We start from the raw sequence: 25,155 nt of genomic DNA, 5'->3' as shown, positions 1-25,155 counted from the left end.
CGTCCTCACGGCGCCACGTCCAGCGAAACGATGACCGCTCTGCCCCGCAGGATCCGCACCGTCGCCCGGTAGTTTTTTCCGTCCCGGGCCGCGCGCTCCAGAGCCTGTCCCGTGCCCTCCGGGACGTAGAAACGCCTCAGCCCATCCCCAAGGTCGACGTGAACCATGCTCCCGACCTTTCTGAAGTCGATCCGTCCCCGCAGGTACACCCCGTCCTCTGGCTCCACCAGGGTCACCAGGGAGGGGCCCCACAGGCCCGACGGCTCCGGAATAAGCGTCACGAAACACTCCCTGTCGAAAGCCGACAGCGCGGAAGCTGGCTGAAAGGCGGCCTCGGGCACCGACGCGGCGTTCACCTCAAGCGCGACGTAATCGCCCCGAAAGGGGTCGCGCGGGTCGATGGGGCGGGCGGCAAGGCAGATTTCACGCCCCCAGGTCAGGACGCAAAGCGGCTCAAGGGGAAGCCACAACAGCACGCCAAGCGGCAGGACGGCCGCCGCGAGGTAGCGAAGGGAACTCCTCATGTCCTGTCGTCACCGCCTTTCTCCTCAGGGTTGCCCTCCCCGCGCCTCAGGCGCCGCTCCAGAAGAAAGCCCAGGGCAAGGAGGGCCGCCCCGGCGATGGAGAAAACCCAGGCCTTGGACGTGAACCTCAGGAAGTCGTCAAAGAAGTAGCGGGCGATCAGCAGCAGAAGGAAGAGGATGCTGACGCCGCGTCTTCGCCCCAGGTTCAACAACATCAGGACCGCCACCACGGCCGCATCCACAAGGGCAAGGGCGGACGCAAAGTGCGCCCCACCCGTCCAGGCCCACAGATCGGGCCAGGTCAGCAGGAGCCCGAAGGCCCCCGCCGTCAGGAGGCCGATGTCCGCCAGGTCGCTCCGCAGGGGCCGGTCCTCGCCGCGCGGCGCCAGAAGGGACAGCGCGAGCCCCGCAAGGGCCAGGGCCAGCAGGGCGATGTCGTCGCCGAAGTCCTCTTGAAACCTCTCCCCAAGCAGCAGAAGCGACAGCAGGACGTTGAGGCGAAAGACGATTCGTCCGCCGCACAGGTGCCACAGCCCCCACAGGGCCGCCACGATGAGGAGCTCGTCCGGATTCCTCAGGAAGGGCTCAAGGCAGTCCCAAAGCGGGGTGCTCCCCCATGTGACGGCATCCCACACCCGTCCGGGGTGCAACAGGGGGTCAAACAGGAGGTAGAGGGCCGTAAGCCCCTGCAGCAGGACGGCCTGCCAGCGGTCGCGAAAGAGTCCGACGGTCGGGATCAGGCCCGCAATCCACCATCCCAGGGCGGAGCGCCACTCCCCGCCCTGATGGAACATCTGCCCTATCAGGAAGATGCCGCCGCCGTAGATGAAGCTCCCGACGAGCAGAAACGCGCGGGAGGTGCGGGGGAACCTCTCCCGGCACCCCCAGGAGGCAGCGAGGGACGCCGCATAGCCGGCAAGGATCAGAAACGTGCGCAGAAGGCGGGACATGTCGAGCCAGTTCGCCGCGACGAAGCTGAGCACCCCCAACCCCACCAGCGTTCCGCCAAGCCCCAGCAGCGCGTTCTGAAGCCTGCCCCGCCTCGCGGAGTACAGGCCGCGGATGCCGTCCGCCTGCTCCGCGCTGATCAGGCCAAGCTCACGCCAGACCTCCGCCTCACGCAGCAGGAAGCTCATGTTGCCCCTGCTGACGAGGCGCTTCTCATCTCCTGACGTCATCTCAGCTCACAAGGCTTCCCAACGGGATGTCCCCCTCCGGGGTTACGAGGGTCAGGGCCTCGCTCTCCCCGTCCACCTTGATGCTGGCGGCCAGGATCATCCCGTTGCTCTCGATCCCGCAGAGCTTCGCCGGCTTCAAATTCGTCACCAGGATGACGCGCTTTCCGACGAGCTCCTCCGGCGTGAAGAACGCCTTGATCCCAGAACAGACGGTGCGCCTCTCGTAGCCCAGGTCCACCTCCAGCTTGTAGAGCTTTCGGGACTTCGGGATTTCCTCCGCCTTGACCACCTGCGCCACGCGCATCTCTACCCTTCTGAAGTCGTCGATCGAGATCTCGTCCCTGCGCTCCTCCGTCATAGCTTTGTCCTCCTTCGCCGCCACGGCCTTCTCGCCGTGGGCCTTCTTCCACTCCTTGACGTCGATGCGCGGGAAGAGTACCTCCGCTCTCCCCACGCGCGTCCCCGCCGCGGCGCCCCACCGGAAGTCGTCGTAGAGACACTTCAAGGGGTCACCCTCAAGCCCGAGCTGCTCCCATATCCGCTGGGCGGTCTCCGGCATGAAGGGGGCAACCATCAGGGCCGAGAGCCGCAACGCCTCATAGAGGTTCAGCAGCACGGAGTCCAGCGCGTCACCATTCCCCTCCTTCGCCAGCCTCCAGGGCATGGTTTCGTCGATGAACTTGTTGGCCCGGCCGATGAAGGCCCATATCCGCTTCAGGGCCTCGTCAAAGCTGAAGTCCTCCATAGCCTCATCCGTCCCTTCAAGCGCCGCCTGGGCCTGGCACTGCAGATCGCGCGCCTCAGGCATCTCCCGAAGGGATTCCGCGGGGACCGTGCCCCCGCGGTAGTCCTGGATCATCTTGAGCGTCCGGTTCAGCAGGTTCCCCAGGTCGTTGGCCAGGTCGCTGTTGATGCGCCCCACGAGCGCCGCCTCGGAGAAGTCCCCGTCGTGCCCGAAGGGGATCTCGCGCAGCAGGAAGTAGCGGAACGGGTCCAGCCCGTACTCCTCCACCACCCTGCGGGGGTCCACCACGTTCCCCTTCGACTTGCTCATCTTCTCCCCGTCCACGGTCCACCAGCCGTGGGCGACGATCGAAACGGGCAGCGGCAGCCCCAGCGCCAGGAGCATCAGGGGCCATATCACGCAGTGAAACCGGATGATATCCTTCCCCACCACGTGCCGGACGTGAGGCCAGTACCGGTCGAACGCAGGCCGGTCGTCCAGGTAGCCGATGGCCGAGGCGTAGTTGATCAGGGCGTCAAACCAGACGTAGATCACGTGCTTCTCGTCGCCCGGCACGGGAATGCCCCACTTCAGCGTCGTCCGCGACACGGACTGATCCCGAACCTCTCCCTTGAGGAAGCTCATGATCTCGTTGTAGCGGATGCGCGGCATCACGCCCTTCACGTGCTTTTCGTAGTGCTCGATCAGCTGCGGGACGTACCGTGACCCGCGGAAGAAGTAGCTCTCCTCCTTCATGACCGTCAGAGGGCGTCCACAGTCCGGGCAGGTGCCGCCGGGTCCCATGCTGGACTCCGGGACGTAGGCCTCGCAGGGGACGCAGTACTTCCCCTCGTACTCCCCCTTGTAGATGTCCCCCTGCTCCATGAGCCGCTTGAACATGTCCTGAACGACGCGGACGTGGCGGTGCTCCGTCGTGCGGATGAAGTCGTCGTTGCTGATGTTCAGGACGCGCCACAGCTCCTTGAAGTTAAGGTGTATCCGGTCCACGAGGTCCTGCGGCGTGACGCCCTTCTTCTCCGCCGCGGCTTGAATTTTCTGTCCGTGCTCGTCGGTGCCGGTGAGGAAGCGCACGTCGCAGCCCTTCATGCGCTTGTAGCGGCTCATGGCGTCGCAGGCGATCGTCGTGTAGGCGTGCCCGATGTGCGGAACGTCGTTGACGTAGTAGATGGGGGTCGTGATGTAAAAAATCCTTTCGTCCATTCCGTCCATAAAAAGACCTCCGTACGTATTCTATCGTTTAGTGAAAGGTTACCCAGGCCCGTCGATCCAACTCCACGACGGCCGCCTGAGGCGACAGCCTCTTTAGATTGAAGCACGTCAGGGCGTCGTTGACCTCGTCGATGTCAAAGACGCCCTGTTCCAGACAGTAGAGGAGCACGATGTCGCTGACCTCGCACTTGGAGAACTCGTAGCCCGCCGCCAGGAAGAGGTCCTTCGCCTGCTCCGGCGTCAGCGCGAGCTTCAGCGCGAGCACGGACAGGAGCTCCCGGCTGGGGAGCGACGGGCTCCTGCGGCGCAGGGCGTGGACGTCCTCCACGAGGCACCCGAGCTTCTCCGCGAGGTCCGCCTCGGAGACGCCCCCCTCGTCCAGCAACTTCGCGATGGCACTAGCGAAGTTCCCCGCCAGATCGCGGTCGGCCGACCTGCCCGAAATGGCCTCGTTCGGGGAAAAACCTGCCGCGTCGCCCTCGCTTGCGGGCTCCGAGGCCCGCCTGAGCAACTCCTGCTCCGTTAGCTTCAGGCCCTCCTGAATCCGCCTGGCGAGGTCCATCAGAAAATCTGAGGATAACATGACACGCCTCCAAAACGTGAGTCCGCCGACAAAACAACGGCCCCGGGAGCGGGGCCGCCTTCTTTGGGAGAAAATCCGCCCTCGGGGCCCTGGCGTCCGGTTCCCGCCTAGCCCTCCTCCAGGCCGGTGATGTTCAGCATCTGCCAGTTCTGTTTGTTGATCTCGGTCAGGATGTCCTCAAGGACCGCGTCGGCCTCTCCATAGGGCACCTGGCAGGTGCCTACCCTGCGGTGTCCGCCGCCTCCGTGCTTCAGCATCAGTTTGCCGACGTCCACCGTCGCCGTGCGGTTCAGGATGCTGTACCCCACCGAGAACACGCAGAACTCCTTGTTCTTCCCGTCAAAAACGCGAACGGAGACGTTCTGGTCCGGAAAGAGCGCGTAGATGACGTGGCGGTTGCCCACGTAGGTCTCCTCTACTCCCCGCAGGTCCGTGACCACGGCGGCCTCCCGGGTCCAGGAGTACTTCTTCATCATCTCGACGAAGAGGTCCTTGTGGGCGTTGTAGAGGCGGACGCGCTCCTGGAGGTCCTCCAACTGCATGATCTCGTCCACCGACATCGTGCGCAGGTAGTCGATCAGGCAGTCCATGAGCTGATAGTTCGAGATGCGGAAGTCCCGGTAGCGCCCCAGCCCCGTCCTTGGGTCCATGATGAAGGACAAGAGCACCATCCCCTGCGGGTTCAGCACCTCGTCGCGGGAGAAGTGCGCCGAGTCGCACTTGTCGGCCTCGACCACCATGTCCTTGAAGCGGACGAGGGCGCCCCGACCGCCGCCGTAGTACTCGTAGATCACCCGCGCGCAACTGGGCGCCGGCCAGGACGCCCCCGTGTACTTATACTGGTGCATCACTCCCCGCGAGTCCTCGCTCGTGTGGTGGTCAAACCACATGCCACACCCCGGAGCATAGGGGATGTTCACCAGGATATCGTTGGAGTTCACCTCGATGGTCCCGTCCTGAATGTCCTTGGGGTGTACAAACTTTTTATCGTCGAAGAGATCCAACTCCTTCAGGAGCACCGCGCACATCAATCCATCAAAGTCGGATCGTGTCAGAAGCCGCACATCCATTCACCTCCGCGTATATGGTCAATCGTCGGCCGCCCGTCACCCCGACGGCATCGGCCCTCTCAATCCTCTGTCTGACAAGCGGGGCAGTGGACAATCCCTGAAGCCGCTGCAGTGCACTCCCTGCGGCCCGACATCTCCCCGGCGATCCTCGAGCAGTCGACGAACCTGTCCGCCCGCCTAATTGTAACTCAAAAACAAAGGAAGCGGAAGTACTCAGCCTGACTTGTCCAACGAAGCGACTATGCGGCAGGCTTGAAAAAACTCAAGAAACCCCCCTGTGCCCGACCTCCTCCTCCTTGAGGGAACGCGCGGCGCCTGGGCAGGCCCCGGCCATCCGTCCACCGTCCTCCACCGACGCAACCGTTGGATTTTCCAATTGAAATAGCGTAAAATTGAAGATAACTACACGTCGCCCTCTTCCCCGATCGGGGACAGAAGTTCCCGAGCCCGCCGAGGCGACGGATGCCGCTTTCCGGACCGCCCCTGCGGCTCACAGACCTTTTGACGTAAGGAGTAGATCCCTCATGCTCTCGATGAAAGGACTTTTTTGCGTTTCGAGCGTTTTTTCAGGGAGTGCAAAGCGATTTGCGGCGCTCATGGTGGTCCTCGCCCTCAGCCTGACACGTCTGGGCCTCCCAGCGGAGGCGGCGCAGCCCGCCATCCTTATGGAGGAGGAGCCGCACGTGGGCACGGAGGTCGTCCTCATAGCAGACCCCACCTCCGTCCCCTCGGACGCCGTCATCGAGTGGGCCATCAGCGGCGACGTCAAGCCCGTCCTGCTGCGCGCAGGGGGGCGTGAGTGCGCCTTCACCCCCGCCAACACCCTTCCCATCACGGTGACGGCTATCGTCCACGACTATAGCGGCGCCTCCCTGGGCGATGCCGAAATGACGTTGACGCCAAAGGAGTACGCCATCGAGATCGTCGTTGCCTCGCACGATCTCGTCGCGTTGTGGGACGCCACGGAAAAGGCGAGCGTGTCCGAGGACGCGCTCATGACGAATCGCCCCATAAGGCTTCGAGCTCAGCTCGTCCCCGCCTTCAACGGGGAGGCCTCCTTTTCCTGGACCGCTGACCCCTCCACCGCCGTCCTGAGCGCGGACGGAGGGGCTGACCTCCTCATCGCTCGCAGCGAGGCAGGGGACAGCGAGGTCGCCGTCAGTGCGTTCAACGGGGCTGGTGTCCTCCTGGGGAGCGGCAGCAGCACAATCGGCGTCACCCTGCCCAGCTCGGTCCTGCAGGAGTCGGAGGAGGCCCGCCAGGCCTGGGAAACGTGGGAGCGCGCCGAAGAGGCCTGGAACGCAAAGGACTACGCGAAAGCCATGGAGCTGGGAGCCGAGGCTCAAGCGGCGGCCCCAAGGGACCAGGACATCGCGAAGGAGTTTCGAGCGATGACCACCAAGCACTCGCGCTTCCTGCGCGCGCTGGACTTCCGCAACAAGGCCTCGGGTCAGATCGCAAAGGGACTTCATGACGACGCCCTGAAGAGCCTCCGCCTGGCTCAGGTCGTGTGGCCCACCGAGGAGGGCACGGCCCTCATCCGGAAGGAGGAGGAGGAGATCGACGCGCTTCGCGTCAAGCGACAACGGGCGGAGTGGCTGCGCGACACCGCCTCCGCCTACGACCAGGAGGGGCTTTTCGAGGACGCGATCACCTATTACGAGAAGTCCGCCGCCGTCCTCTCCTCGGACGCCATCCAGGAGAGGACGACGCGCATTCGGCAGCGCCTTGAGCTCATGGCCGACGCGAACCGCTATGCGAGCGAGGGCAGCGCGATGGAGCGCGACGACGATATCGAGGGGGCCATCGCCCACTACTCTGCAAGCATCGTGAGCAACCCGGACACTGCATTGAAGCAACACATTGAAGAGTTGCGCGTCGTCCTGGAGCGCCGAAAGAAACAGGCCGCGGCCCTCTATCAGGAGGGACAGGCCCTGGCCAAGAAGGGCGACGCGAAGGGAGCCCTCACCCGATACCTTGAGAGCCGAAGGGTGTGGGACACGGAAGCGGCGCAGAAGCGTATCGACGAGTTGGAGAGGGTCGTGAGCGCCGACTCCGCGCCACGCGGACCGGAGGACTTCGGCATCGGCACGAGGGCGGATGCCGCTCGTCTCGCGCGCTCGGCGGACGCCCTGTACCTCAACCGGCGCCTCGAGGAGGCCGCTCCCCTCTACCGCAAGAGCCTGGCGATCTTCCCCAACGAAGAACTGAAGGCGTGGGTCGAGCGCGTCGAGGCCATCCTGCACGACCGCCGCGCCCTCCAGGCGGCCAACGCGAAGGTGCGCGAGGGCAACGCCCTCCTCAACGCAGGGAAGGCCGCCGAGGCCATGGCGCGCTATCGGGAGGCCCTTGCTATCCACCCCAACGCGGAGGTCGAGGCGTTCCTGGCGCGCAGCGGGGAGCTTCCCGCGCAGGAGGACGCCGCCACTGCCCCGGCCGGTAAGGGGAAATAAGGGGACTGTCCGGGCGTCTTCGGGGCGTCCATGGTGGACTGCGGCCTGCACAAAGAACGAATGGAGTGTTTCCTTTGCTGACGATAGGCTTTTGCAACCTGAAGGGCGGGGTGGGCAAGACCACCGCGTGTCAGAACCTGGCCGTCGCCCTCGCCCGAATGGGCAAGAAGGTCGCTGTGGTGGACATGGACCCCCAAAGCAACTTGAGCACGAGCTTTGGCGTCACCGTCGCTCCCAACACCCCGCAGGTCTTCGACCTGCTCACGGGGAACGCATCCTGGGACGACATCCGAACGGTGCATGAAGGGGTGGACGTCATCCCCAGTTCCCTGGACCTCATCATGGCGGAGCTGAACCCGGAGGGGCCCTTCGGCCGCGACACGCTGCTGAGGGACGCCATGGCCGCCCTCCCCCCCAGCCGCTACGACTACGTCCTACTGGACAGCCCGCCTCAGCTCGGCGTGTTCACCCGCAACGTGCTGACCGCGGCCGATCGCCTCCTCGTCCCCATGGACGGGGGGTTCTACAGCCTGGCGGGGCTGAGGCTACTGAACGAGGCCATCCCCCTGTTCAACGAGCGCTTGAACCCTGACCTCACGCTCCTGGGAATCCTCATGACCCGCCACAACCCGAAGATATTCATCGCCCGCGAGGTCGAGCGGGAGGTGGCGAACTTCTTCGGCGGCCTGCTCTTCAAGAGCTACATACGCCAAAACGTCAGCCTGATTGAGGCCTCGAGCCTGGGGCTTTCCATCTTCTCCTACGCACCCAGCTCCACGGGCGCCAAGGACTACAAGGCGGCCACTGAAGAGTTCCTCGAACGGTGCGAGGGACTTGAAGCGCCCGCCGCTGCTCCGTTGCCCCGCCCCTGGCAGGGCTCAGACCACAAGGGGGAAAACTAGATGTCCAGGAAAAAGAGGCCTGACTTGAAGGACTATCTGCGCACGGGGGTCATTCGGGTCTTTGACCCCGCCGAGGAGGAGCGTGAGCCAGGGCCTGAGGAAACCGTAGAACGTAAGGGGACCGGGGAAGCGACACAGCCCTCTGCGCCCGCTCAGACGATGCAATCGTCCGTCGCCCCTGCAGAGGACATAGCCCCTCGGGAAGAAGTTGCGGGGCCGAAGCCGGAAGTCCCTGAAGGCGTTGCCCCGGAGGAGGTGCTGGCCCTCCTGTCCGAGAGGGATCGGCCCATGTGGGAGACGATGCTGCAAGCCGCCTCCGAGATCGCCCGCCGCCCTCTCGACGCAGAGGCGGCGCGAGCGGACTTCGCGGAGGCAGACCCAAGCCGCTACACCTACTACCTGCTCCCGTCCGAAGGGGCAGCGCTTTCCCCCGTCCGCTCGGCCGGGCAGCTTACGGCAGACGCCAAGGCCATCTTAAAGTGGGACGAGAACGGGGCGGCAACCCTCTGGCTCCGCGCGTGAGGTAAGCGAAGGCCGGCGCTTAGAAGCGTCGGCCTCATTCGTCTTTGCAAGTCTGAACGACAGTTTTTACCCGGTTCAGTCGGGAAGAGGGCTGTTCTTGAATATCTCGTACCCCGCGTTAAAGGCCGCCACGTTGAGGTCCGCGATCTTGGGCACCGGGAAGTGAGCCTGAATGACCTTGCGCAGGGAATCCGGCGAGGCGATCTTCTCAAGCTCCAGCACCCGTCCCACGCAGCCCAGCGCCACCATGTTCGTGACGATCTCGCGCCCCAGCTTCTCGCGGGCCGTCCTGATGATCGGCAGGGAGTAGACGCGAGCGTCGATGTCTCCGTGGGCCTCCACGCTGCCGGCCCCGTTCTGCAGGTTCAATCCGGGCATCTCCGTGACGAAGAAATCGTCGTACACGATGCGGCCGCCCGGCATGGTGTCGGGAGCGAACTCGTCCGCGGCCGCCTGGGTCAGGATGATCTGCAGGCTTGGGGCGATGACCTTGGGGTAGTCAATCGGCTTCGAGGAGATGACGACCTCCGCCTTGGACTTCCCTCCTCTGGCCTCCGGGCCGTAGGCCTGGGACTGCACCACGTAGAACTCCGGCTCGTGGTAGGTGATCGCCTGCCCGATCAGCTCCGTCGCCAGGATGACGCCCTGTCCTCCGGAGCCGGCGATACGAATCTCATATCTCTCATCAGCCATGGTCCTTACCCCCTCGCCTTATCGATGACCAGTTTCTTATACTGCTCCGTGTACTCGGGGGTGTCCTTGTTCACAAACTCCCCGCAGACGATCTTGTCCGCCAGCTCCTCCGGGCTCTTGTCCTTCGCCAGGGCAAGAGGGATGGAGTTCTCCTTGAAGTACTTGTAGTTCTCGATGGGAAGCCTGCGGTTGTTCTTGCGCCCGAACTGCGTGTGGCAGTGCGTCACGATCTCGATGACGGAAAAGCCCTTCTTGCGGATGCCGTTTGCGATGAAGGTCTCCGCCTGTCTGGGGTTGGCGATGGTCGTGCGCGCCACGTAGGAGGCGCCGGCCCCCTCCGCCAGCTTGCAGATGTCGAAGGTCGGGTCCACGGCGCCGTAGGGTGTCGTCGTCGCAAAGGCTCCCACGGGCGTCGTGGGGCTGGCCTGGCCGCCCGTCATGCCGTAGATGTTGTTGTTCATGACGATAGCCGTGATGTCGATGTTGCGGCGGCAGGCGTGGATGAAGTGGTTGCCGCCGATGGCCGTGCAGTCGCCGTCGCCCATCACGTTCACCACCGTCAGGTCGGGCCGGTGCAGCTTGATGCCCGTGGAGAAGGCCAGGGAACGGCCGTGGGTCGAGTGGAGCGTGCAGGCGTTGATGTACCCCGCCATGCGGCTGGAACAGCCGATCCCCGAAGCCAGGACCGTGTTCTTCCGGTCCGCTCCGATGCCGATCAGCGCTCGGATGATGGCGTGCATGATGACGCCATGTCCGCACCCGGGGCACCAGATGTGGGGCATAAACCTGCTTCTGACCCAGCTCAAAACCTCTGCGTTCGGCATCTTAAGCCACCTCCTTGATCTTGCGGCCTATCTCTGAGGGCTTGAAGAGTTCGCCGTTCACGAGGTTCAACGGCTGAACGTCGCTCCTGCCGTGAAACACGCGGTCCACCTCCAGGACGAGCTGGCCGCAGTTCAACTCCGGGACGATGACCGTCTTCGCCCCCAGCGAGGCCCGCAGCAGCTCCTCGTCCGGGAAGGGCCAGAGCGTGATGGGACGGAAGAAGCCTGCCGCGATGCCGGCTTTGCGGGCGTCACGCACCGCGCGCAGAGCGGACCGCGCCACGCTGCCGTAGGCCACCACCACGACGTCCGCGCCATCCATGTACTCCGCCTCGTACTCCACGATCTCGGAGCGGGCGCGGGAGACCTTGCTCATCATCCGCAGGATCTTCTTCTCGATCTCCGCGTTGTCGTTCGTCGGGAACCCCCAGTCGTTCGTGGTCAGGCCCGTCACGTGCCAGGAGTATCCGTCGCCGAAGGAGGCCATGGGAGGGACCCCCGTCACGGGGTCCGGAAGGTACGGCGTAAACTTCGCCGGGTCGCAGGTCGGCCGGACGCGGTTCACGATCTCGACCTCCGCAGGAGCCTTCTTCACGACCTTCTCCCTCATGTGCCCTACAACCTCATCCCCAAGGATCAGGACCGGCTGACGGAAGCGTTCCGCCGCGTTGAAGGCCTTGATCGCCAAGTCGTAGCACTCCTGTACCGACGACGGAGAATAACAGATCGTCGCATGGTCGCCGTGGGTGCCCCAACGCGCCTGCATCACGTCCTGCTGAGCCACCTTGGTGGGCGTCCCCGTGGAGGGACCACCCCGCATGACGTCCACCGCCACGAGGGGAATCTCCGCAATATAGGCCAGGCCCAAGTTCTCCTGCTTCAGCGAGAAGCCGGGGCCGGAGGTGGCCGTAAGCGCCTTGGCGCCTGCGATGGAGGCGCCGATGGCGGCTGCGATCCCGGCCAGCTCGTCCTCCATCTGGATGAAGTGCCCTCCGATCTTCGGCAGCTCTTCTGCCATCACTTCCGCGATCTCCGTCGAGGGCGTGATGGGATACCCTCCGAAGAAGTTGCAGCCCGCAGCAAGGGCCCCATGGGCCAGCGCAGTGTTTCCCTGCCAGAAAGCGACGTCAGCCATTTGCCTTATCCTCCTTCACCGTGATAGCGAGATCGGGACAAATGTTCTCGCACTGACGACAGCCGATGCAATCCTCCTGCTTCGTCGCCTCCGATTTCAGGCGATCGCTGAGGCTTAAAACGGACTTGGGGCAGACTCCGATACAAAGGGAGCACCCCTTACACCACGCATTGTTGACCTCGACCTTAAAACTCTTCTTTTCCGCCAACAAGACACACCCCCCCCACTGTATTTAAACGCGGGCCGCAGGCCGCGGCCGCGCACAACACCCCACTTGGATTTGCATCATCTCTATATCATCCCTCGTTCGCAGAAAGCCAGCACGTCAGAAGCCGATCTTGTCGTTCGTCTGGAGGGAACGCACGACGAGCACCCCGGACTCGGAGCCCGTTTGAACGACCGTCTTGTCCGTCACCGGCTTCCCAAAGCGATCGTAGCGGAGCGCCACCTGAGGGTGTACCACGTCCGTCCCTGTAGTGCCAATGACCGCCCCCACGCTCCCGTCCGACAGCTCGACCAGCGTCCCCGCAGGATAGATGCCCACGGCCAGCAGCAGAACGCGCATGACCGCAGGGTCAAAGTGGGCGGCCATCGCCCCCGTCATCAACTCGATCGCATTGCGCCCCGGCATGGGGTCCTTATAAACGCGCTTGGCCGTCAGCGCGTCAAAGACGTCCGCTACGGCCGCGATCCTCGCCTCAATGGGAAGGTCCTTCTTATCCAGGCTGTCGGGGTATCCTCCGCCGCCATAGCGCTCGTGGTGCCCCCGGATCACCGTGAGCGTGCGCTCGTCCGTCACCCCGCTCTCCACCGCCAGCTGGACGCCCAGGGTCGGGTGCTGCTTCATGACGGCGAACTCCGCGTCCGTAAGCTTTGCCGGCTTGTTCAGAACCTCGTGGGGGACCTTCGCCTTGCCAAGATCATGCAAAATGCCCCCGATCGCCATAAACTCGGCGAACTCCGGACGATCAGGAAACATGCGATCGGCGAGGAAGCTCGACAGGAGCGAAACGTTCAGGGAGTGTACGCTGGTGTACTCATCCCAGTCCCGAACGTGCCCTAGGCAGAACATCAGCTGCGGGGCCTTCGCGATCTGCTTGGCCAGGACCCTGCCGCGGTCCGCCAGGTCTTGGACGTTCTCCGGCGTACAGTTCCCCGACTGAATCCGCCCCAGGACGTCCTCGACCTGATTCACCGTCTGGTGCGCCAGCTCGGCGTCGATGGGAGCAATGCCCGGCTTGATGCCGCGAACGAGGGACTCGACCTCATCCCTGGACCCTCCGCTGGGAAGGAGCAGGCGAACGCTGCGGACGTTCGCGTTGCGCAACTGCTTCTGCAGGCCGGCGATGGAGGAGGCGACGCTCATCAGGGAAGTTCCCCTGGAGATGAGGATGCTCCCGGTCGCCCCGGCGATGTCGTTTGCGATCACGGCCTGCCCCTCGCAAAACTGCCCCAATTCTTCGACGGCGACCTCGCGCACGACGCCATCCTGTCCCGCGGCGTCACCGGGCCTTTTGCTCTCTATAGCTCCCATCCTCGCTCTCCAGCATCGTGATTTTTGGGGATTGGCCGTTCTGCGCGTCGTCCCGCCCGCGGCAGTCACCAACCAAAGACGACGACTTATCCCTGCCCTTTGTAGAGCTGGAATTTGATTCCCCTCTCGTACTCCTGTCCAAAGTCCCTGGCACGCTCTGCGGCGGGGAACTCCCCGCGCCTGAGAAACTGTTCCGTCACCAGAAAGGCGCGCCCAAGCTCGTTCAGGGCAAGGCGCAGCCTGAAGCGCGCGATCTCCCCCGCCTCTACGGTCCAGGGAGAGAGGCCCTCGACCTTCCGGTCATCCCTCAGCCTCTCGCGGTAAAAGGCCTGGTCCGGCTCGATGTGGGCCCAGGGGAACAGGGAGGGCAGGCGAAACACGTGGGGCATGTCGGGATCGGTCTGGAAGGGCCACTCGAAGACGAGCTCTCTCGCGGAGTTGTCCTCCGTCATCACGGAGAGGCGCAGGTTACCCCGGACTGAGGGCTGGTTCAGCCACTCGTCCATCTCCAGCAGGATGCCACGCCCGGCCTCGATCAGCTGCATCCACGGGCGATCCAGCGCCAGGCGCGCCAAGTAAGGGCTATAGCAGGGCAGGTCCGCGATGCGGGCCCCTGTTTCCACGCCATACGCCTGGTCGTAGGGGACGAGCAGCTTCCATTGCGCCCCGGATATCTCGATCGTTTCCGCCGATACGGCCTCCCACACGAGCCGGTCTCGCTCCCGCTCGTAGACCATGAGGATCACCGGCAGGGAGTGCTGCAGCCAATAGGCAAAGTGGAGCATCTCGCCGCGGCAGACGTACCCCCGCGCCGTGCGCTCCACGTTCTTGTCCTCGTCGGAACGGATTTGAAGGCCGACGACCTTTCCCATCTTGGGATACTCCTCAACGGTCTCCAGGTGCGCGTTCAGCCCCGTATCCCCGCTGCGCTGCCCGCGAAAGATCAACCCGGGTAGCTGCGCGGAAAGGCGGCTCGCCGCATAAATTCCAATTCGATCGGCCAACTCGTTCAACAGCCTCCACCTCACCTGATAGGGCGCTTTTCAAAAATCCGCCCCTATTTTACCCCATCGCAAATGCCCTGCCATAGGGAGAAATGCCCTACGCCCTGTTGAAGCGCGGAATATATTACATTATAATCAATTTAACCATAAGGGCAATGCGCGCCCGCGATCAACGCGGGCTTCGGCGCACAAAACAAAAACGCAGGGGCTGCAACGCCCGCAGGAGGACGCCTCATGGAAAAAGAACGCGCTCAACCCACGGAGGGAAGAATCGTCAACCCGACGGACGAAAAGGCGGCCCCAGGAAGGATATCCGCACGCGCCGCAGCGCTGATCGCGGACCTGGCCCTCCTGTTCTGCGCCCTCCTGTGGGGGGGCAGCTTCACCGTCGTCAAGGTGCTGCTCGACATCTACCCGCCGAACTGGCTCCTGTTCCTGCGCTTCTCCTGCGGCAGCGCCCTGCTGCTCCTCTTCTTCCACAGACGGATCGGCAGGATGTCCCGACAGGCGGTAACGGGCGGCATCGTGATCGGCGTCGCCCTGTTCGGCGCCATCCTCTGCCAGACCCTAGGGCTCCTGTTCATGGCACCAGGCAGGCAGGCCTTCCTGGTGTCGACCTACGTGCTGTTCGTCCCGCTGCTCCTCTGGTTCTTTCGCGGCCTGTTCCCCGGATGGCACACCCTCGCGGCCACCTGCACGTGCCTCCTCGGCATGGGCCTCCTCACCTCGGACCTCTCAGGGCCCCTCGGCAAAGGGGAGGCCCTGACGGTCCTGTGCGCGCTGTTCTTCGCCCTTCAGATCATCGCGATCAGCCGCTACGCCGCTCAATGCGACCCCATCAGCCTGTCCTTCGTGCAGTTCGCAGTCCTCTCGCTGCTAACTCTGGCCGCCGCGCTCCTGTTCGAGAGGCCGCTCCAGTTCCACTGGCGGCGCGGGCTGCCGGAGCTGGCCTTCGCGATCGTGTTCTGCACCTTCCTCTGCTACCTGGTGCAAATCTGCGCTCAAAGGTACACCAAGCCCAGCCACGCGGCGATCCTGATGAGCCTCGAATCCGTGTTCGGCCTGCTGGGGAGTGTCATCTTCCTGGGCGAGCCCACCTCCCTCAGGATGCTGTTCGGCTGCCTTTTGATCTTCCTCTCCGTCCTGCTCGTCGAGTTGGAGCCGCTCCTGAAGCGGGAGCGCCGTCCTGATGACCTCCCCGTCCGTCCGGATACAGCTTTGCCGCACAGTCCGTCCGCCCCTCCCTCCGGAGGACCTCAAGGACCAGGCGCTTGTTCTGCGGCATCCGGTGCTGAAGGAGCGCCCGCTGTTCCCGCCGCTCCGACTCCCTCCGCACCACGCGGACGGGAGCACCCGTGAAGGGGTCCAGCCCCGTGTAATACATGCAGGTCGCCAGGCTGCCGGGGGTGGGGATGAAATCCTGCGCCTGTTCGGGGCAGAAGGAGAGTTCTGCGGCGAACTCCGCCAGCTCGATGGCCTCGCTGACGCCGGAGCCCGGATGCGACGTCATGAAGTAGGGGACGAGGTACTGTTTCTTCCCCAGCTTCCGGTTGCACTCCTCATAGAGCTTCATAAACCTTCGATACTGTTCGATGCTTCCCTTGCGCATGACGCGCAGCACGGCGGGCGAAGCGTGTTCCGGGGCCACCTTCAACTGACCGCTGACGTGGTGCTCGCAGAGCTCGCGCAGGAAGGCCTCCCCGTGTGCGCCGTCCAACAGCAGGTAGTCGTATCGAAGCCCGGAGCGCACGAACACCTTCTTCACGCCCGGCACGGCGCGGCACTTCCGAAGCAGCGCGAGATAGTCCTCGTGGCTCGCGTCGAGCCGACGGCAGGGCGTCGGAAAGAGGCACTCCTTCCCGCGGCAGACGCCGCGCTCCAGCTGGTCCTTGCAGGATGGATGACGAAAGTTGGCTGTCGGCCCGCCGACGTCGTGGACGTAGCCCTTGAAGTCCGGGAGCCTCGTCAGGGCCCGGACCTCCCGGAGGATGGACTCGTGGCTCCGGGCCTGAATGATTCGTCCCTGATGGGCATGGATGGCGCAAAAGGCACAGCTACCGAAGCACCCCCTGTGGCTCGTGACGCTGAACTTCACCTCGGCGAGCGCCGGAACCCCTCCCAGCGCATCGTACTTCGGGTGCCACCGGCGCAGGTACGACATGTCGTAGACGCCATCCATCTCCGCCTCCGTCAGGGGCGGCGCAGGGGGAAGCTGAACGAGGGTCCCCTTCTCGTGCCCCTGCAGGAGCGTGCGGCCACGCAGTGCGTCCTGCTCCAGCGAGGCGAGGCGAAAGGCCTCCGCGAACTTCCGCCGGTCCCGGACGATCTCGTCCCAGGACGGGAGCGATACGGAGTCCGAGGGCTCCTGACCGCGTTCGGCCACGTAGCAGGTGCCCCGGACGTCCCGAATCTTACCCACCGGAACGCCTCTTTTCAGCATCGCCGCGATCTCCAAGAGCTGCCGTTCCCCCATGCCGTAGATCAGAAGGTCCGCCTGGCTGTCCAGAAGGATGGATCGCCGCAGGGAGTCCGACCAGTAATCGTAGTGGACGAGGCGTCGGAGGCTGGCCTCGATGCCGCCGATGATCAGCGGGATGTCCCCAAAGATCCGGCGGACCTGCTGACAGTAGACGATCGTCGCGCGATCCGGCCGCAGCCCCACGGCGCCCCCCGGCGAGTAGACGTCCGTCCGTCGGGCCTTTTTCCCGGCGGTCAGCTTTCCCAGCATGGAGTCCAGGTTCCCCGCGCCCACCAGCACCCCCAGCCGGGGGCGCCCCATGCAGGTGAAGTCCTCGTCCCCACGCCAGTTGGGCTGGGCGGCGACGCCGACCCGATACCCCTCGCGCTCCAGGAGGCGGGAGATCAGGCCGACGGCGAAGGAAGGGTGATCCACGTAAGCGTCACCGTTGACGAACAAAAAGTCAAGCTCGCCCCACCCGCGCGCCTCCATGTCCGCGCGGCAGACGGGGAGAAAGTCAACTTTCGCCTGCCGCTGCGCGGAACCGCCCATCGCCATTGCCCTCTACCCCTTTCAAAGATTCCAACGCCCAACCCGCCGCCCAGAAGTCGGTCCCAGGTCGATCAAGGACCACAAAAAAGGAGGCTGGGGAACCCCAACCTCCACGTACTGCTCAATGGTCGGGGCGAGAGGATTCGAACCTCCGACCTCTTGGACCCGAACCAAGCGCGCTAGCCAGACTGCGCTACGCCCCGAAAAGCGTCCCCGCCGCCTCGAACTGCCAAGCGACCGGAACCCCTATCAACAACGGCGAGTATATTACCATCTTTCGAGGCGGACGTCAAATGTTACCTCTCGCGGAAAACCTTGAGAAATTTTCTGCTCGGAGCCGGCAGGGAGAGCGCGTCGGCCTCCGGCAGCGCAGCGAGGCGCCAGCCGTCAGGGCACGGAGGCGCTTCATCGAGGTCGCACGCCACCACCCACGCGCGGACGCGGTGGACGGTGAAGGAGAAGCTCACCGCCCCCAGCTCCCGCACATCGCCCCTCAGGCTCCAACCGTTCTCCTCCGTCCAGGCCCGGAAGTCCGAAGCGAAGCCCGCGGTGGTCCTGGAGAACCAGGGGACCTCCCACATGGAGGCCCACACTCCCTTGTCCGGGCGCCGGCGCAGCAGGAGCCGATCCCGAAAGAGGGCGATCAGCCCCCAGGCCTCCTCTCGCAACACCGGGGGACGGGCGCGCGGCAGGGGGCGCTCATTCACGGCACCACGGCGGCGGGCAAGACACGGCTCCGCCAGCGGGCAGGCGCCGCAGTCCGGGCCTCGTGGGGTGCAGACCAAGGCACCGAGGTCCATCAACGCCTGATTCAGGAGCCTGGGGCTGACGGTCCGCAGCATGTCGGACGCGAAAGCCGTGACGCGGCGACGGAGCGGTGCGCTCCCCGCAGGGGCCTCGATGTCGCAGAGGCGTGCAATGACGCGCTCCGCGTTGCCGTCGACGGCCGGCACGGGGAGGTCGTAGGCCACGCTGGCCACGGCTCCGGCCGTGTACTCCCCTATTCCGGGGTAGGTCCTGAGCTTCGCCGCATCGGGGGGCGGCGCCCGATACCCCGCCTCCACCATGGATCGGGCCGCTTTCAGAAGGTTCCGACACCGGGAGTAATACCCCAGCCCCTCCCAGAGCTTCAGGACCTCAGACTCGTCCGCCTCAGCCAGAGAGGGGAGGTTCGGCCAACGCTCCATCCAGCGCGTAAAGTAAGGGACCGCGGCGCCCATCTGGGTCTGCTGGAGCATGAACTCCGAAACGAGCACCCTGTAGGGGTCGTAGCCCTCGCGCCAGGGCAGGGAGCGGGCGTGAACCTTGAACCACTCAACGAGGGCCTCCGCAGCAAGCCCGGCGTTCACGGAGGCCCCGACGTCGTCGCAGCGGCTCACGCCAACTCGCGCAGGGGGACGATCTCGATTCCCGCCTCGACCAGGCGCGCGCGAAGCGTACGCGCCATCCGCACGGCCGTCGGAGAATCGCCGTGCAGGCAGATCGATTGGGGTCGCAGCGTCACCTCCGAGCCGTCGACCGCCTCGACGACGCCCTCCCTCACCATGCGGATCACCCGCCTCGCGGCCGCCTCCTCGTCGCGGACGAAGGCGCCCTCCATCCCCCGCGGCACGAGCGTCCCGTCGCCCCTGTAGCCGCGGTCCGCAAAGGCCTCCGCCGCGTAGGGAACGCCCAGTCGATCCGCCGCCTCGTCAAACTTCGAGCCCGCCAGCCCCAGCAGGATGAGGTCTCCACCCGCGTCCTTCACGGCCTGTGCGATGGCAAGGGCCTCCTCCAGGTCCTTCGCCGCATGGTTGTACATGGCGCCGTGGGGCTTGACGTGCTGAAGCTCAGTTCCGGCAGCCTCGCAAAAAGAGCGGAGCGCCCCGAGCTGATACAGGACGTCGGCATAGAGCTCGTCCGGCGAACAGGCCATGGCGCGACGCCCGAAGCCCACGACATCCCGATACCCAGGGTGCGCCCCGACGGCGACGCCCGCTCTCTTTGCCGCTGCAACCGTGCGCTGTATGACCATGGGATCGCCGGCGTGAAATCCGCAGGCCACGCTCGCCGAGGACACGAAGGTCAGGACCTCCTCGTCACTGCCCATCCTCCAGGCCCCAAAGCTCTCCCCCAGGTCGCTGTTCAGGTCCACCTTACAGGCCATCGCCCCACCATTCCCCCCTCAAGAAAGCCTCTCCCAGGCGACGGAGTAGTCCCTTCCGTCCACGCAAACCCTCAGCCTGCCCGACGCCGCTTCCCCGGCCCCCTGCGCCCTTCCGGCCGCGTTCCGAACGGCAGCGTCGACGTGCCGACGCAAGGCCTCCTGGGCAGCGGCCTCCCGCTTCGCCAACTCGATGCCCTCCTCCTGGCTGAGCCGCACAAAGCGCACTGACGCGCCGGGAGGACACTGGCTGAGGCGCGCGACGTCCAAGGCGTGGACGACGCCGATCTTCACGTAGCCGCCCGTGGTCTGGCGATCCGCCATCATCACGATGGGCAGCCCCGTGCCGGGGACCTGCACCGCTCCCATGGGGACCCCGTCCGAAACGATGTCCGGCCCCCTCGTGAGCTCGATCGCCGCCCCGCCCTCCATGCGGTACCCCATTCGGTCCGAAGCCCCGGAAACCCTGTACTCCGCGCTGAAGAACGTCCGAACGCCCTCCGGTGCAACGCGGTCGTCCTGAGGCCCCAGGATCGTCCGAAGCGGCGCAGGAGCGCGATCCGGGCGAAGCTCCGCAGGACAGGCGACGCCTGCCAGGAGGCGCCACGATCCCCAGGGCCTGCCGGCAGGGAGCACGTCCCCCGCTGCAAGCCTGCGCCCGCAGAAGCCCCCGATCCCCGCCCTGAGGTAGGTGCTGCGGCTCCCCATCAACGGCGGAACGTCGATGCCTCCGGCGACGCAGAGGTACGCGCGGCACCCATCGCCACCCATGCCGCCGAAGGTGAGGAGGTCGCCGTCCTTCACCAGGACGACCGTCCAGTTCGGGATCGAGGCCCCGTTCAATCGGGGAGCCAGGTCTCCGCCCGTGACGGCGACGGCGCCCTCGCCCTCGAAGCGGACGGACGGTCCCGACGCCGTGGCCTCCAGCGCCGCCGCCCCTGTCGGATTGCCCAGGAGAAGGTTGCCGCGGGCGAGCGAAGGGGCGTCCATGGCGCCGCCGACGGGCATTCCGATCGCCTGAAAGCCCCACCGCCCCAGGTCCTGAACCGTCGTCAGCGCGCCGGGGGATTGGATTGCCAGCCTCACCGTTCAACTCTCCCTTCGCGGTATTCGATCCTGTAGGCACCACGCCTGGCCGCTGCCTCGATCTCGCGGTAGCGCGCCATAGAAACGGGATAAAAACGGACCCACATCCCCGCTTGAATGGCGACGGCAGGCTCGCGGGAGGCGTCGTACAGGTCGTAGGGGATCCGGCCGATGATCCGCCACCCGCCCGGGGCTGCGATGGAGTAGGCCCCCGCCTGTGCGCCGCCTATGGCGACGCTGTTCTTCGGGATGAGCTCTCGCGGCGTCCTGAGCCGTGGGGTCTTGAGCGACGGGTCCATGCCCCCCAGGTAGGGAAACCCCGGCGTGAAGCCGTTCATAAAACAATAGAGGCGGGAGGCACAGTAGCGTCTTACGACCTCTTTCTCCTCGAGCCCCGTGTGCTCCGCCACGGCGGGCAGGTCCGGTCCCATGTCCCCTCCGAAGAACGCGGGGACTCGGACCTCCTGCGCGCTCTCCGCAGCGGAGGCCGCAACGCCATCGAGCTCCTGTTTCAGCCGCTCCTTCAGTTCCGGCAGATCAACGATCAACGGGTCGAAGTACACGGCGAGGGAACGGTAGGCGGGGACCAGCTCCTTCATCCCCCTGAAGGGGCGCGACACCAGGGCGCGCCTGAGCGCCTGAACGCGGCCGTTCAGTTCCAGGTCGATCGCCTCTCCGAAGTCCACGAAGAGGCACGTTTCCCCCGCGGGCAGGATCCTCGCGTTCATCGTAGCGCCACCAAGTTGTTGCCCCTTTAAAACACCGCGTAATCGCTGTCCACGGGGTCCGCGATGAACATGTGCCCCGGAGAGTGGGTGATGGCGAAATCCGGGCGAACGGCCATGATCGCCGCCTGGGGCGTCACGCCGCAGGCCCAGAAGACGGGGGTCTCCCCCTCACGAACCTCCACCGCGTCGCCGAAGTCCGGCTTCGAGAGGTCCGCAATGCCGATGGCCGACGGGTCGCCGACGTGGACCGGCGCGCCGTGGACGGAGGGGAAGCGTCCGGTGCAGAGCACGGCCCTTGCGACCTGAGAGCAGGGGATGGGGCGCATGGAAACCACCATGGGCCCCTTCAGGCGTCCCGCAGGACGGCACTGGATGTTCGTCACGTACATGGGGACGTTGCAGCCGCACTCGATGTGGCGCACGCCGATCCCTGTCTGAAGGAGCGCCCCTTCAAAGGAAAAGGAACACCCAAGAAGGAACCCCACCAGGTCCTTGCGCCAGTACCTCGTCACGTCGGTCGGCTCGTCCGTGCACTGCCCATCCCTCCAGACGCGATAGCGCGGTAGGTCCCTCGCGATGTCCGCTCCGGGCGCAATGACGCGCGGCTCCGTATCCCCCGGCTCCGTGACGTCCAGGATCGGACAGGGACCGGGGTTCCTCTGGGCAAAGACCAGAAAGTCATACGCCAGGTCACGGGGCAGGACCACCAGGTTGGCCTGCACGTGCCCGACGCACAGGCCCGACGTGGGGCGATCCCATCTCCCGTCGCGGATCATCTGCCGCACCTCCCGCGGGCTGGCCTCCGCGTAATCGGCAATCTCCGCCACCTCATCCCCTCCTTCGTTCGGACAGCTTAAAGAACAGCGGGCGCCAAAGCGGCCCGCTCAAGTTTTTATTATACAGGACGGGCGCCCCGGTGCGACGATCTCCCCTCTGAAGGGAACCTCATACTCGCTCCTGTCCCCCTGCAAGGCACCATGGGATTTTATTGCCGCGACGGGCCTCGCGGCCGTTTTCGCGCTACACTTTTAAATGGGTTTGGTGTATAGTTAAAGCAGGGACCTACGGGTCCACGTTCTGATAACCTCGCACACTTTTCCAGAAAAGACGACACGACCCGAAGGGGGATTTATTTATAAATGAAGTGGCACAACACGAAGTTCATGCTGAGGCACATGAAGATCATTGTTGGATTGATGACCATTTTAACCGCAGTCGCGCTCGGCTTCGTCCTCCACCTGGCCAGCGGGGTGTTCATCCCCCTGGTGATCGCATGGTTCCTGCTGCAGATCTTTCGCCCGGTCCTCAAGCTGGGGGATCAGCTCAAGCTGCCACCCTCCCTCAAAATCGCGCTGGTGTTCGTCCTGCTGTTCTGCATGACCCTCATTGGGGTGCGCTTCGTCGCGTCCCAGGCCGTGGAGTTCGGCGAGGTCTATCAGCGATTCTACCCCGACCTTGAGCCCACCATCGAGAAGTTCACCAACACCCTGATGTCCCTGGGCCTCCTTCCCAACTCGCGCCCCTCCGTCCGCAGCGAAGAGCAGGAGGGGGACGACGTGCCGCGGGGCAATTTCATCCTGACGGCTGCCACCTCCGCCGATGCCCTTCCTCCCGCCATATCGGGGGGCAGCATCCTCATGGGGGAGTTGACGAAGAAGCTCCGCACCGATTGGACGTCCTACGTGCGCTACATCTCGGAGATGGCCATCACCCTCCTGAGCAAGCTGGTCCTCGCTCTGGTCTTCCTGATGTTCATGCTCCTTGAGGCCCCCTACGTCGTCGATAAGATCGACGAGGCCTTTCGCGGCCCCAGCGCCCGAACCGGCGAAACGGTCAAGAGCATCCTGGCGACGATCTCCTCCCAGATCAGCAGCTACCTCGGCGCCCTGACCCTCATCAGCGTTGCGACCGGAATCTGCGCCTGGGTCATCTTGACGATCTGCAACGTGGAGCTGGCGACGGGCTGGGCCGTTCTGACCATCCTGCTGAACTTCATCCCAACCGTCGGGTCCATCATCGCGACGGTGCCGCCGGTGGTCATGGCGATCCTGCAATCCCCCACCAGCCTCACCACGCCGCTCCTCGTCCTCGTCCTGCTGACCGCCGTGCAGGTTTCCATCGGCAACATCCTTACCCCCAAAATTATGGGGGACCGCCTCGGCCTGAGTCCCGTCATCATCCTCCTCTCCCTCCTCCTGTGGGGCGTCATCTGGGGCATTCCTGGGGCGATCCTCTCCACCCCCATCGCCTCGATCCTTCAGATCATCTGCGCCAGCACCCACTCGCTGAAGCCCATCGCCATCCTCATGGGCAGCGGGGAGAACGCGCGCAAGGCGCGAATGAAGAGCGACCGGGAGGCGGAGGACACCAGGCAGCACAGGGCTGAAAAGGACCGCGAGGAGGACGCCTGACGCAGGAGACGGCGGCCCCCGATGAACGCCTCTACAACCTGAAGAAGCGCTGATCGACAAAGGGGTCCGTCCTCAAGAGTCCCTTGCGCTCCGGAGTTCGAGAGCGCTTCTCTTTCCTCGTTCGACAGAGGAGCCAGCCGCCTCCGCAGGGCCTCGGTCGCGCCGCCCTCCGGAGTGGAGGGCGGCGCGGCGGCTTTGAGGCCGCCTTCTCCCTCCCCTGCGGCATCTCTATAAAATCCCGCACCTCACGGCACACGCCCCAGAGGAGCACGCCCCACAGAAACAATAGCACATATTGTTGGACCCCCAGCGCCCCACCCAACGCATTCGCCATGTCACAACCCCTCCTTCATAAACTGGCCACGCCTCAGCCTGGGCTTTTCAACGCAGCTCAAACGGTCGGTGCGGTTTCTCGAACGCTCCGTCCCGTAGTCCCCGATAGTGCCCTTGCGTCGTTCAATATACTACGTATTATGTAGCATAGTTGGAATAAATGCAAGATCCGTTGTAAAATGACTTACAGACTTGGCAAGGCAGATCGCGCTCAGGGCGCGGAAGGGGTGACTGAAATGACGGAAGGAGCGGAGGCGGGCATTGGCGCCCGCATCATGGCGCGGCGGAAGGCGCTTGGGATGAAGCGCCCCGAACTGGCGGAGCGGCTTGGGGTGAAGCCCAACACGCTGTATCGCTACGAGATCGGAAGCATTGGCATCCGGGACTCCATGAAGTCCAGGATCGCAAAGGAGCTGGGAGTATCCCTGGCCTACCTGGTGTCGGGCGCAGTGGAGGGGGAGCGGGAACGAGGCCCTGCGGAGACGCCAGAGCCCATCGTTCCGCCCCAGATATACCTCCCCATCCTGGACCAGGAGGCCTGCGCCGGGAGCGGGTTCAACTGGTCCGACGTGAGGGCCGGGGCACGGAAATGGATGCCCTGGCCCACGCTTGAAACGGGGGGGCCCGTCGGTCCCACCAAGCCCTACTTCGTCAAGGTCGAGGGGGACAGCATGATCGGCGCCAACATTCAGGACGGCTGCCTGATCCTGGTCAACCCCAACGCCGAGGTGCGGAGTGGGGACATCGCCTACGTTCGGTGGAACGACCGGTGCTCCGTCAAGGGAATCCTCTTCTACAACGACGGACGCATTGAGCTGCGCCCGGCCAACAAGGACTTCAGCTCCATCTGGATTGAGCGGGACGAGGTCGAGTTTCTGACGATCCTGGGCAAGGTGGTGCGCTGGCTCAACATGGGGGTGCCCAACCGCATTTTTTAGGCTTTACCACAGAGGGGAAGCGCCCCGCTTGGGAACGTCCTGTGGCGCGTCCTCGAAAATTTCAAGGGCCTGCCGCTTTAAATACGGCAGGCCCTGACGCGCAGCCTGAACGTCGTCACTCAGGAAGCGC

At 64.7% G+C, this 25,155-nt stretch carries 23 protein-coding genes, 1 tRNA gene and 1 pseudogene; 6 read left to right on the top strand and 19 right to left on the bottom strand.

Annotation, left to right across the window (positions count from 1 at the left end; all coding sequences use genetic code 11):
* Positions 1-5 precede the first annotated feature (5 nt).
* From ACO41U_RS04570 to ACO41U_RS04550, 5 genes are all read right to left on the bottom strand, one after another.
* Complete coding sequence (locus ACO41U_RS04570) at positions 6-524, bottom strand: GDYXXLXY domain-containing protein (protein ID WP_298781398.1); 519 nt, start codon at positions 522-524, stop codon at positions 6-8.
* Positions 521-1,702, bottom strand: coding sequence for a DUF2157 domain-containing protein (locus ACO41U_RS04565; protein ID WP_485941946.1), 1,182 nt, complete (start codon positions 1,700-1,702; stop codon positions 521-523). Before ACO41U_RS04565 ends, ACO41U_RS04570 begins: the two co-directional genes overlap by 4 nt.
* Before the next feature lies 1 nt (position 1,703).
* Entirely contained in the window at positions 1,704-3,656 is a 1,953-nt protein-coding gene (metG, locus tag ACO41U_RS04560) for a methionine--tRNA ligase (protein ID WP_485941944.1), read from the bottom strand.
* 28 nt (positions 3,657-3,684) lie between these two features.
* The gene (locus ACO41U_RS04555; RefSeq protein WP_485941942.1) at positions 3,685-4,239 is read right to left on the bottom strand and encodes a hypothetical protein; all 555 of its coding nucleotides are present in this window, start codon (positions 4,237-4,239) and stop codon (positions 3,685-3,687) included.
* Positions 4,240-4,346: 107 nt separating this feature from the next.
* The gene (locus ACO41U_RS04550; RefSeq protein WP_298781629.1) at positions 4,347-5,303 is read right to left on the bottom strand and encodes an exopolyphosphatase; all 957 of its coding nucleotides are present in this window, start codon (positions 5,301-5,303) and stop codon (positions 4,347-4,349) included.
* Between the two features lie 530 nt (positions 5,304-5,833).
* On the opposite strand from ACO41U_RS04550, the gene ACO41U_RS04545 reads away from it, so the two are divergent.
* From ACO41U_RS04545 to ACO41U_RS04535, 3 genes are all read left to right on the top strand, one after another.
* The gene (locus ACO41U_RS04545; protein WP_485941940.1) at positions 5,834-7,762 is read left to right on the top strand and encodes a hypothetical protein; all 1,929 of its coding nucleotides are present in this window, start codon (positions 5,834-5,836) and stop codon (positions 7,760-7,762) included.
* Between the two features lie 74 nt (positions 7,763-7,836).
* A complete protein-coding gene (locus ACO41U_RS04540; RefSeq protein ID WP_298781625.1) occupies positions 7,837-8,664 on the top strand; it encodes a ParA family protein in 828 nt (275 codons plus the stop codon).
* Positions 8,665-9,186: a hypothetical protein gene (locus ACO41U_RS04535; RefSeq protein WP_298781623.1), complete on the top strand. Its 522-nt coding sequence runs from the start codon at positions 8,665-8,667 to the stop codon at positions 9,184-9,186.
* A 75-nt stretch (positions 9,187-9,261) separates the two neighbouring features.
* On the opposite strand, the gene ACO41U_RS04530 is transcribed toward ACO41U_RS04535, so the two are convergent.
* From ACO41U_RS04530 to ACO41U_RS04505, 6 genes are all read right to left on the bottom strand, one after another.
* Positions 9,262-9,879, bottom strand: a complete 618-nt coding sequence (locus ACO41U_RS04530; RefSeq protein WP_485941937.1) for a 2-oxoacid:acceptor oxidoreductase family protein — start codon at positions 9,877-9,879, stop codon at positions 9,262-9,264.
* A 5-nt stretch (positions 9,880-9,884) separates the two neighbouring features.
* A complete protein-coding gene (locus ACO41U_RS04525) occupies positions 9,885-10,703 on the bottom strand; it encodes a 2-oxoacid:ferredoxin oxidoreductase subunit beta (protein WP_485941935.1) in 819 nt (272 codons plus the stop codon).
* 1 nt (position 10,704) lies between these two features.
* A complete protein-coding gene (locus ACO41U_RS04520) occupies positions 10,705-11,838 on the bottom strand; it encodes a 2-oxoacid:acceptor oxidoreductase subunit alpha (RefSeq protein WP_485941933.1) in 1,134 nt (377 codons plus the stop codon).
* A complete protein-coding gene (locus ACO41U_RS04515) occupies positions 11,831-12,049 on the bottom strand; it encodes a 4Fe-4S dicluster domain-containing protein (protein ID WP_298781613.1) in 219 nt (72 codons plus the stop codon). Before ACO41U_RS04515 ends, ACO41U_RS04520 begins: the two co-directional genes overlap by 8 nt.
* A gap of 114 nt (positions 12,050-12,163) precedes the next feature.
* Positions 12,164-13,372, bottom strand: a complete 1,209-nt coding sequence (locus tag ACO41U_RS04510) for an HD-GYP domain-containing protein (protein ID WP_298781610.1) — start codon at positions 13,370-13,372, stop codon at positions 12,164-12,166.
* Between the two features lie 86 nt (positions 13,373-13,458).
* Positions 13,459-14,376, bottom strand: a complete 918-nt coding sequence (locus ACO41U_RS04505) for a DUF4365 domain-containing protein (protein WP_485941931.1) — start codon at positions 14,374-14,376, stop codon at positions 13,459-13,461.
* A gap of 234 nt (positions 14,377-14,610) precedes the next feature.
* On the opposite strand from ACO41U_RS04505, the pseudogene ACO41U_RS04500 reads away from it, so the two are divergent.
* Positions 14,611-15,468, top strand: a pseudogene (locus ACO41U_RS04500) (DMT family transporter); the annotation flags it as partial.
* A 10-nt stretch (positions 15,469-15,478) separates the two neighbouring features.
* Here the strand turns inward: ACO41U_RS04500 and ACO41U_RS04495 are convergent.
* The 7 genes from ACO41U_RS04495 to ACO41U_RS04465 form a co-directional block, all read right to left on the bottom strand.
* Positions 15,479-17,386 carry a YgiQ family radical SAM protein gene (locus ACO41U_RS04495; protein ID WP_485941929.1) on the bottom strand — a complete coding sequence of 636 codons (1,908 nt, stop codon included), beginning with the start codon at positions 17,384-17,386 and terminating at the stop codon, positions 15,479-15,481.
* 125 nt (positions 17,387-17,511) lie between these two features.
* Positions 17,512-17,589: transfer RNA gene (locus ACO41U_RS04490), tRNA-Pro, on the bottom strand.
* Between the two features lie 93 nt (positions 17,590-17,682).
* Complete coding sequence (locus tag ACO41U_RS04485) at positions 17,683-18,765, bottom strand: A/G-specific adenine glycosylase (RefSeq protein ID WP_485941927.1); 1,083 nt, start codon at positions 18,763-18,765, stop codon at positions 17,683-17,685.
* Positions 18,762-19,532, bottom strand: a complete 771-nt coding sequence (locus tag ACO41U_RS04480; RefSeq protein WP_485941925.1) for a LamB/YcsF family protein — start codon at positions 19,530-19,532, stop codon at positions 18,762-18,764. Before ACO41U_RS04480 ends, ACO41U_RS04485 begins: the two co-directional genes overlap by 4 nt.
* An 18-nt stretch (positions 19,533-19,550) precedes the next feature.
* The gene (locus ACO41U_RS04475; RefSeq protein WP_485941923.1) at positions 19,551-20,615 is read right to left on the bottom strand and encodes a 5-oxoprolinase subunit C family protein; all 1,065 of its coding nucleotides are present in this window, start codon (positions 20,613-20,615) and stop codon (positions 19,551-19,553) included.
* Positions 20,612-21,343, bottom strand: a complete 732-nt coding sequence (gene pxpB, locus ACO41U_RS04470; RefSeq protein ID WP_485941921.1) for a 5-oxoprolinase subunit PxpB — start codon at positions 21,341-21,343, stop codon at positions 20,612-20,614. The genes ACO41U_RS04475 and pxpB overlap by 4 nt, the downstream gene beginning before the upstream one ends.
* Positions 21,344-21,369: 26 nt before the next feature.
* Positions 21,370-22,170, bottom strand: a complete 801-nt coding sequence (locus tag ACO41U_RS04465) for a putative hydro-lyase (protein ID WP_485941919.1) — start codon at positions 22,168-22,170, stop codon at positions 21,370-21,372.
* A 312-nt stretch (positions 22,171-22,482) separates the two neighbouring features.
* Between ACO41U_RS04465 and ACO41U_RS04460 the strand changes: the two genes are divergently transcribed.
* Complete coding sequence (locus ACO41U_RS04460) at positions 22,483-23,754, top strand: AI-2E family transporter (RefSeq protein ID WP_298781601.1); 1,272 nt, start codon at positions 22,483-22,485, stop codon at positions 23,752-23,754.
* Positions 23,755-23,785: 31 nt separating this feature from the next.
* Here the strand turns inward: ACO41U_RS04460 and ACO41U_RS04455 are convergent, their stop codons facing one another.
* Entirely contained in the window at positions 23,786-24,088 is a 303-nt protein-coding gene (locus ACO41U_RS04455) for a hypothetical protein (protein ID WP_485941917.1), read from the bottom strand.
* 235 nt (positions 24,089-24,323) lie between these two features.
* On the opposite strand from ACO41U_RS04455, the gene ACO41U_RS04450 reads away from it, so the two are divergent.
* A complete protein-coding gene (locus tag ACO41U_RS04450; protein ID WP_485941915.1) occupies positions 24,324-25,025 on the top strand; it encodes a LexA family protein in 702 nt (233 codons plus the stop codon).
* The last annotated feature ends 130 nt before the right edge of the window (positions 25,026-25,155 follow it).

The sequence above is a fragment of the Fretibacterium sp. genome, from assembly GCF_057312375.1.
The sequence above is the reverse complement of the archived record's forward strand: the minus strand, read 5'-3'. Positions and strand labels throughout refer to the sequence as shown.

What these genes read in the sequence shown, in the direction of transcription:
- ACO41U_RS04570 (WP_298781398.1), bottom strand. Translation starts at nt 524, where the DNA reads ATGAGGAGTTCCCTTCGCTACCTCGCGGCGGCCGTCCTGCCGCTTGGC.
- ACO41U_RS04565 (WP_485941946.1), bottom strand. Translation starts at nt 1,702, where the DNA reads ATGACGTCAGGAGATGAGAAGCGCCTCGTCAGCAGGGGCAACATGAGC.
- metG (WP_485941944.1), bottom strand. Translation starts at nt 3,656, where the DNA reads ATGGACGGAATGGACGAAAGGATTTTTTACATCACGACCCCCATCTAC.
- ACO41U_RS04555 (WP_485941942.1), bottom strand. Translation starts at nt 4,239, where the DNA reads ATGTTATCCTCAGATTTTCTGATGGACCTCGCCAGGCGGATTCAGGAG.
- ACO41U_RS04545 (WP_485941940.1), top strand. Translation starts at nt 5,834, where the DNA reads ATGCTCTCGATGAAAGGACTTTTTTGCGTTTCGAGCGTTTTTTCAGGG.
- ACO41U_RS04535 (WP_298781623.1), top strand. Translation starts at nt 8,665, where the DNA reads ATGTCCAGGAAAAAGAGGCCTGACTTGAAGGACTATCTGCGCACGGGG.
- ACO41U_RS04530 (WP_485941937.1), bottom strand. Translation starts at nt 9,879, where the DNA reads ATGGCTGATGAGAGATATGAGATTCGTATCGCCGGCTCCGGAGGACAG.
- ACO41U_RS04525 (WP_485941935.1), bottom strand. Translation starts at nt 10,703, where the DNA reads ATGCCGAACGCAGAGGTTTTGAGCTGGGTCAGAAGCAGGTTTATGCCC.
- ACO41U_RS04520 (WP_485941933.1), bottom strand. Translation starts at nt 11,838, where the DNA reads ATGGCTGACGTCGCTTTCTGGCAGGGAAACACTGCGCTGGCCCATGGG.
- ACO41U_RS04510 (WP_298781610.1), bottom strand. Translation starts at nt 13,372, where the DNA reads ATGGGAGCTATAGAGAGCAAAAGGCCCGGTGACGCCGCGGGACAGGAT.
- ACO41U_RS04495 (WP_485941929.1), bottom strand. Translation starts at nt 17,386, where the DNA reads ATGGGCGGTTCCGCGCAGCGGCAGGCGAAAGTTGACTTTCTCCCCGTC.
- ACO41U_RS04480 (WP_485941925.1), bottom strand. Translation starts at nt 19,532, where the DNA reads ATGGCCTGTAAGGTGGACCTGAACAGCGACCTGGGGGAGAGCTTTGGG.
- pxpB (WP_485941921.1), bottom strand. Translation starts at nt 21,343, where the DNA reads ATGAACGCGAGGATCCTGCCCGCGGGGGAAACGTGCCTCTTCGTGGAC.
- ACO41U_RS04460 (WP_298781601.1), top strand. Translation starts at nt 22,483, where the DNA reads ATGAAGTGGCACAACACGAAGTTCATGCTGAGGCACATGAAGATCATT.
- ACO41U_RS04455 (WP_485941917.1), bottom strand. Translation starts at nt 24,088, where the DNA reads ATGGCGAATGCGTTGGGTGGGGCGCTGGGGGTCCAACAATATGTGCTA.
- ACO41U_RS04450 (WP_485941915.1), top strand. Translation starts at nt 24,324, where the DNA reads ATGACGGAAGGAGCGGAGGCGGGCATTGGCGCCCGCATCATGGCGCGG.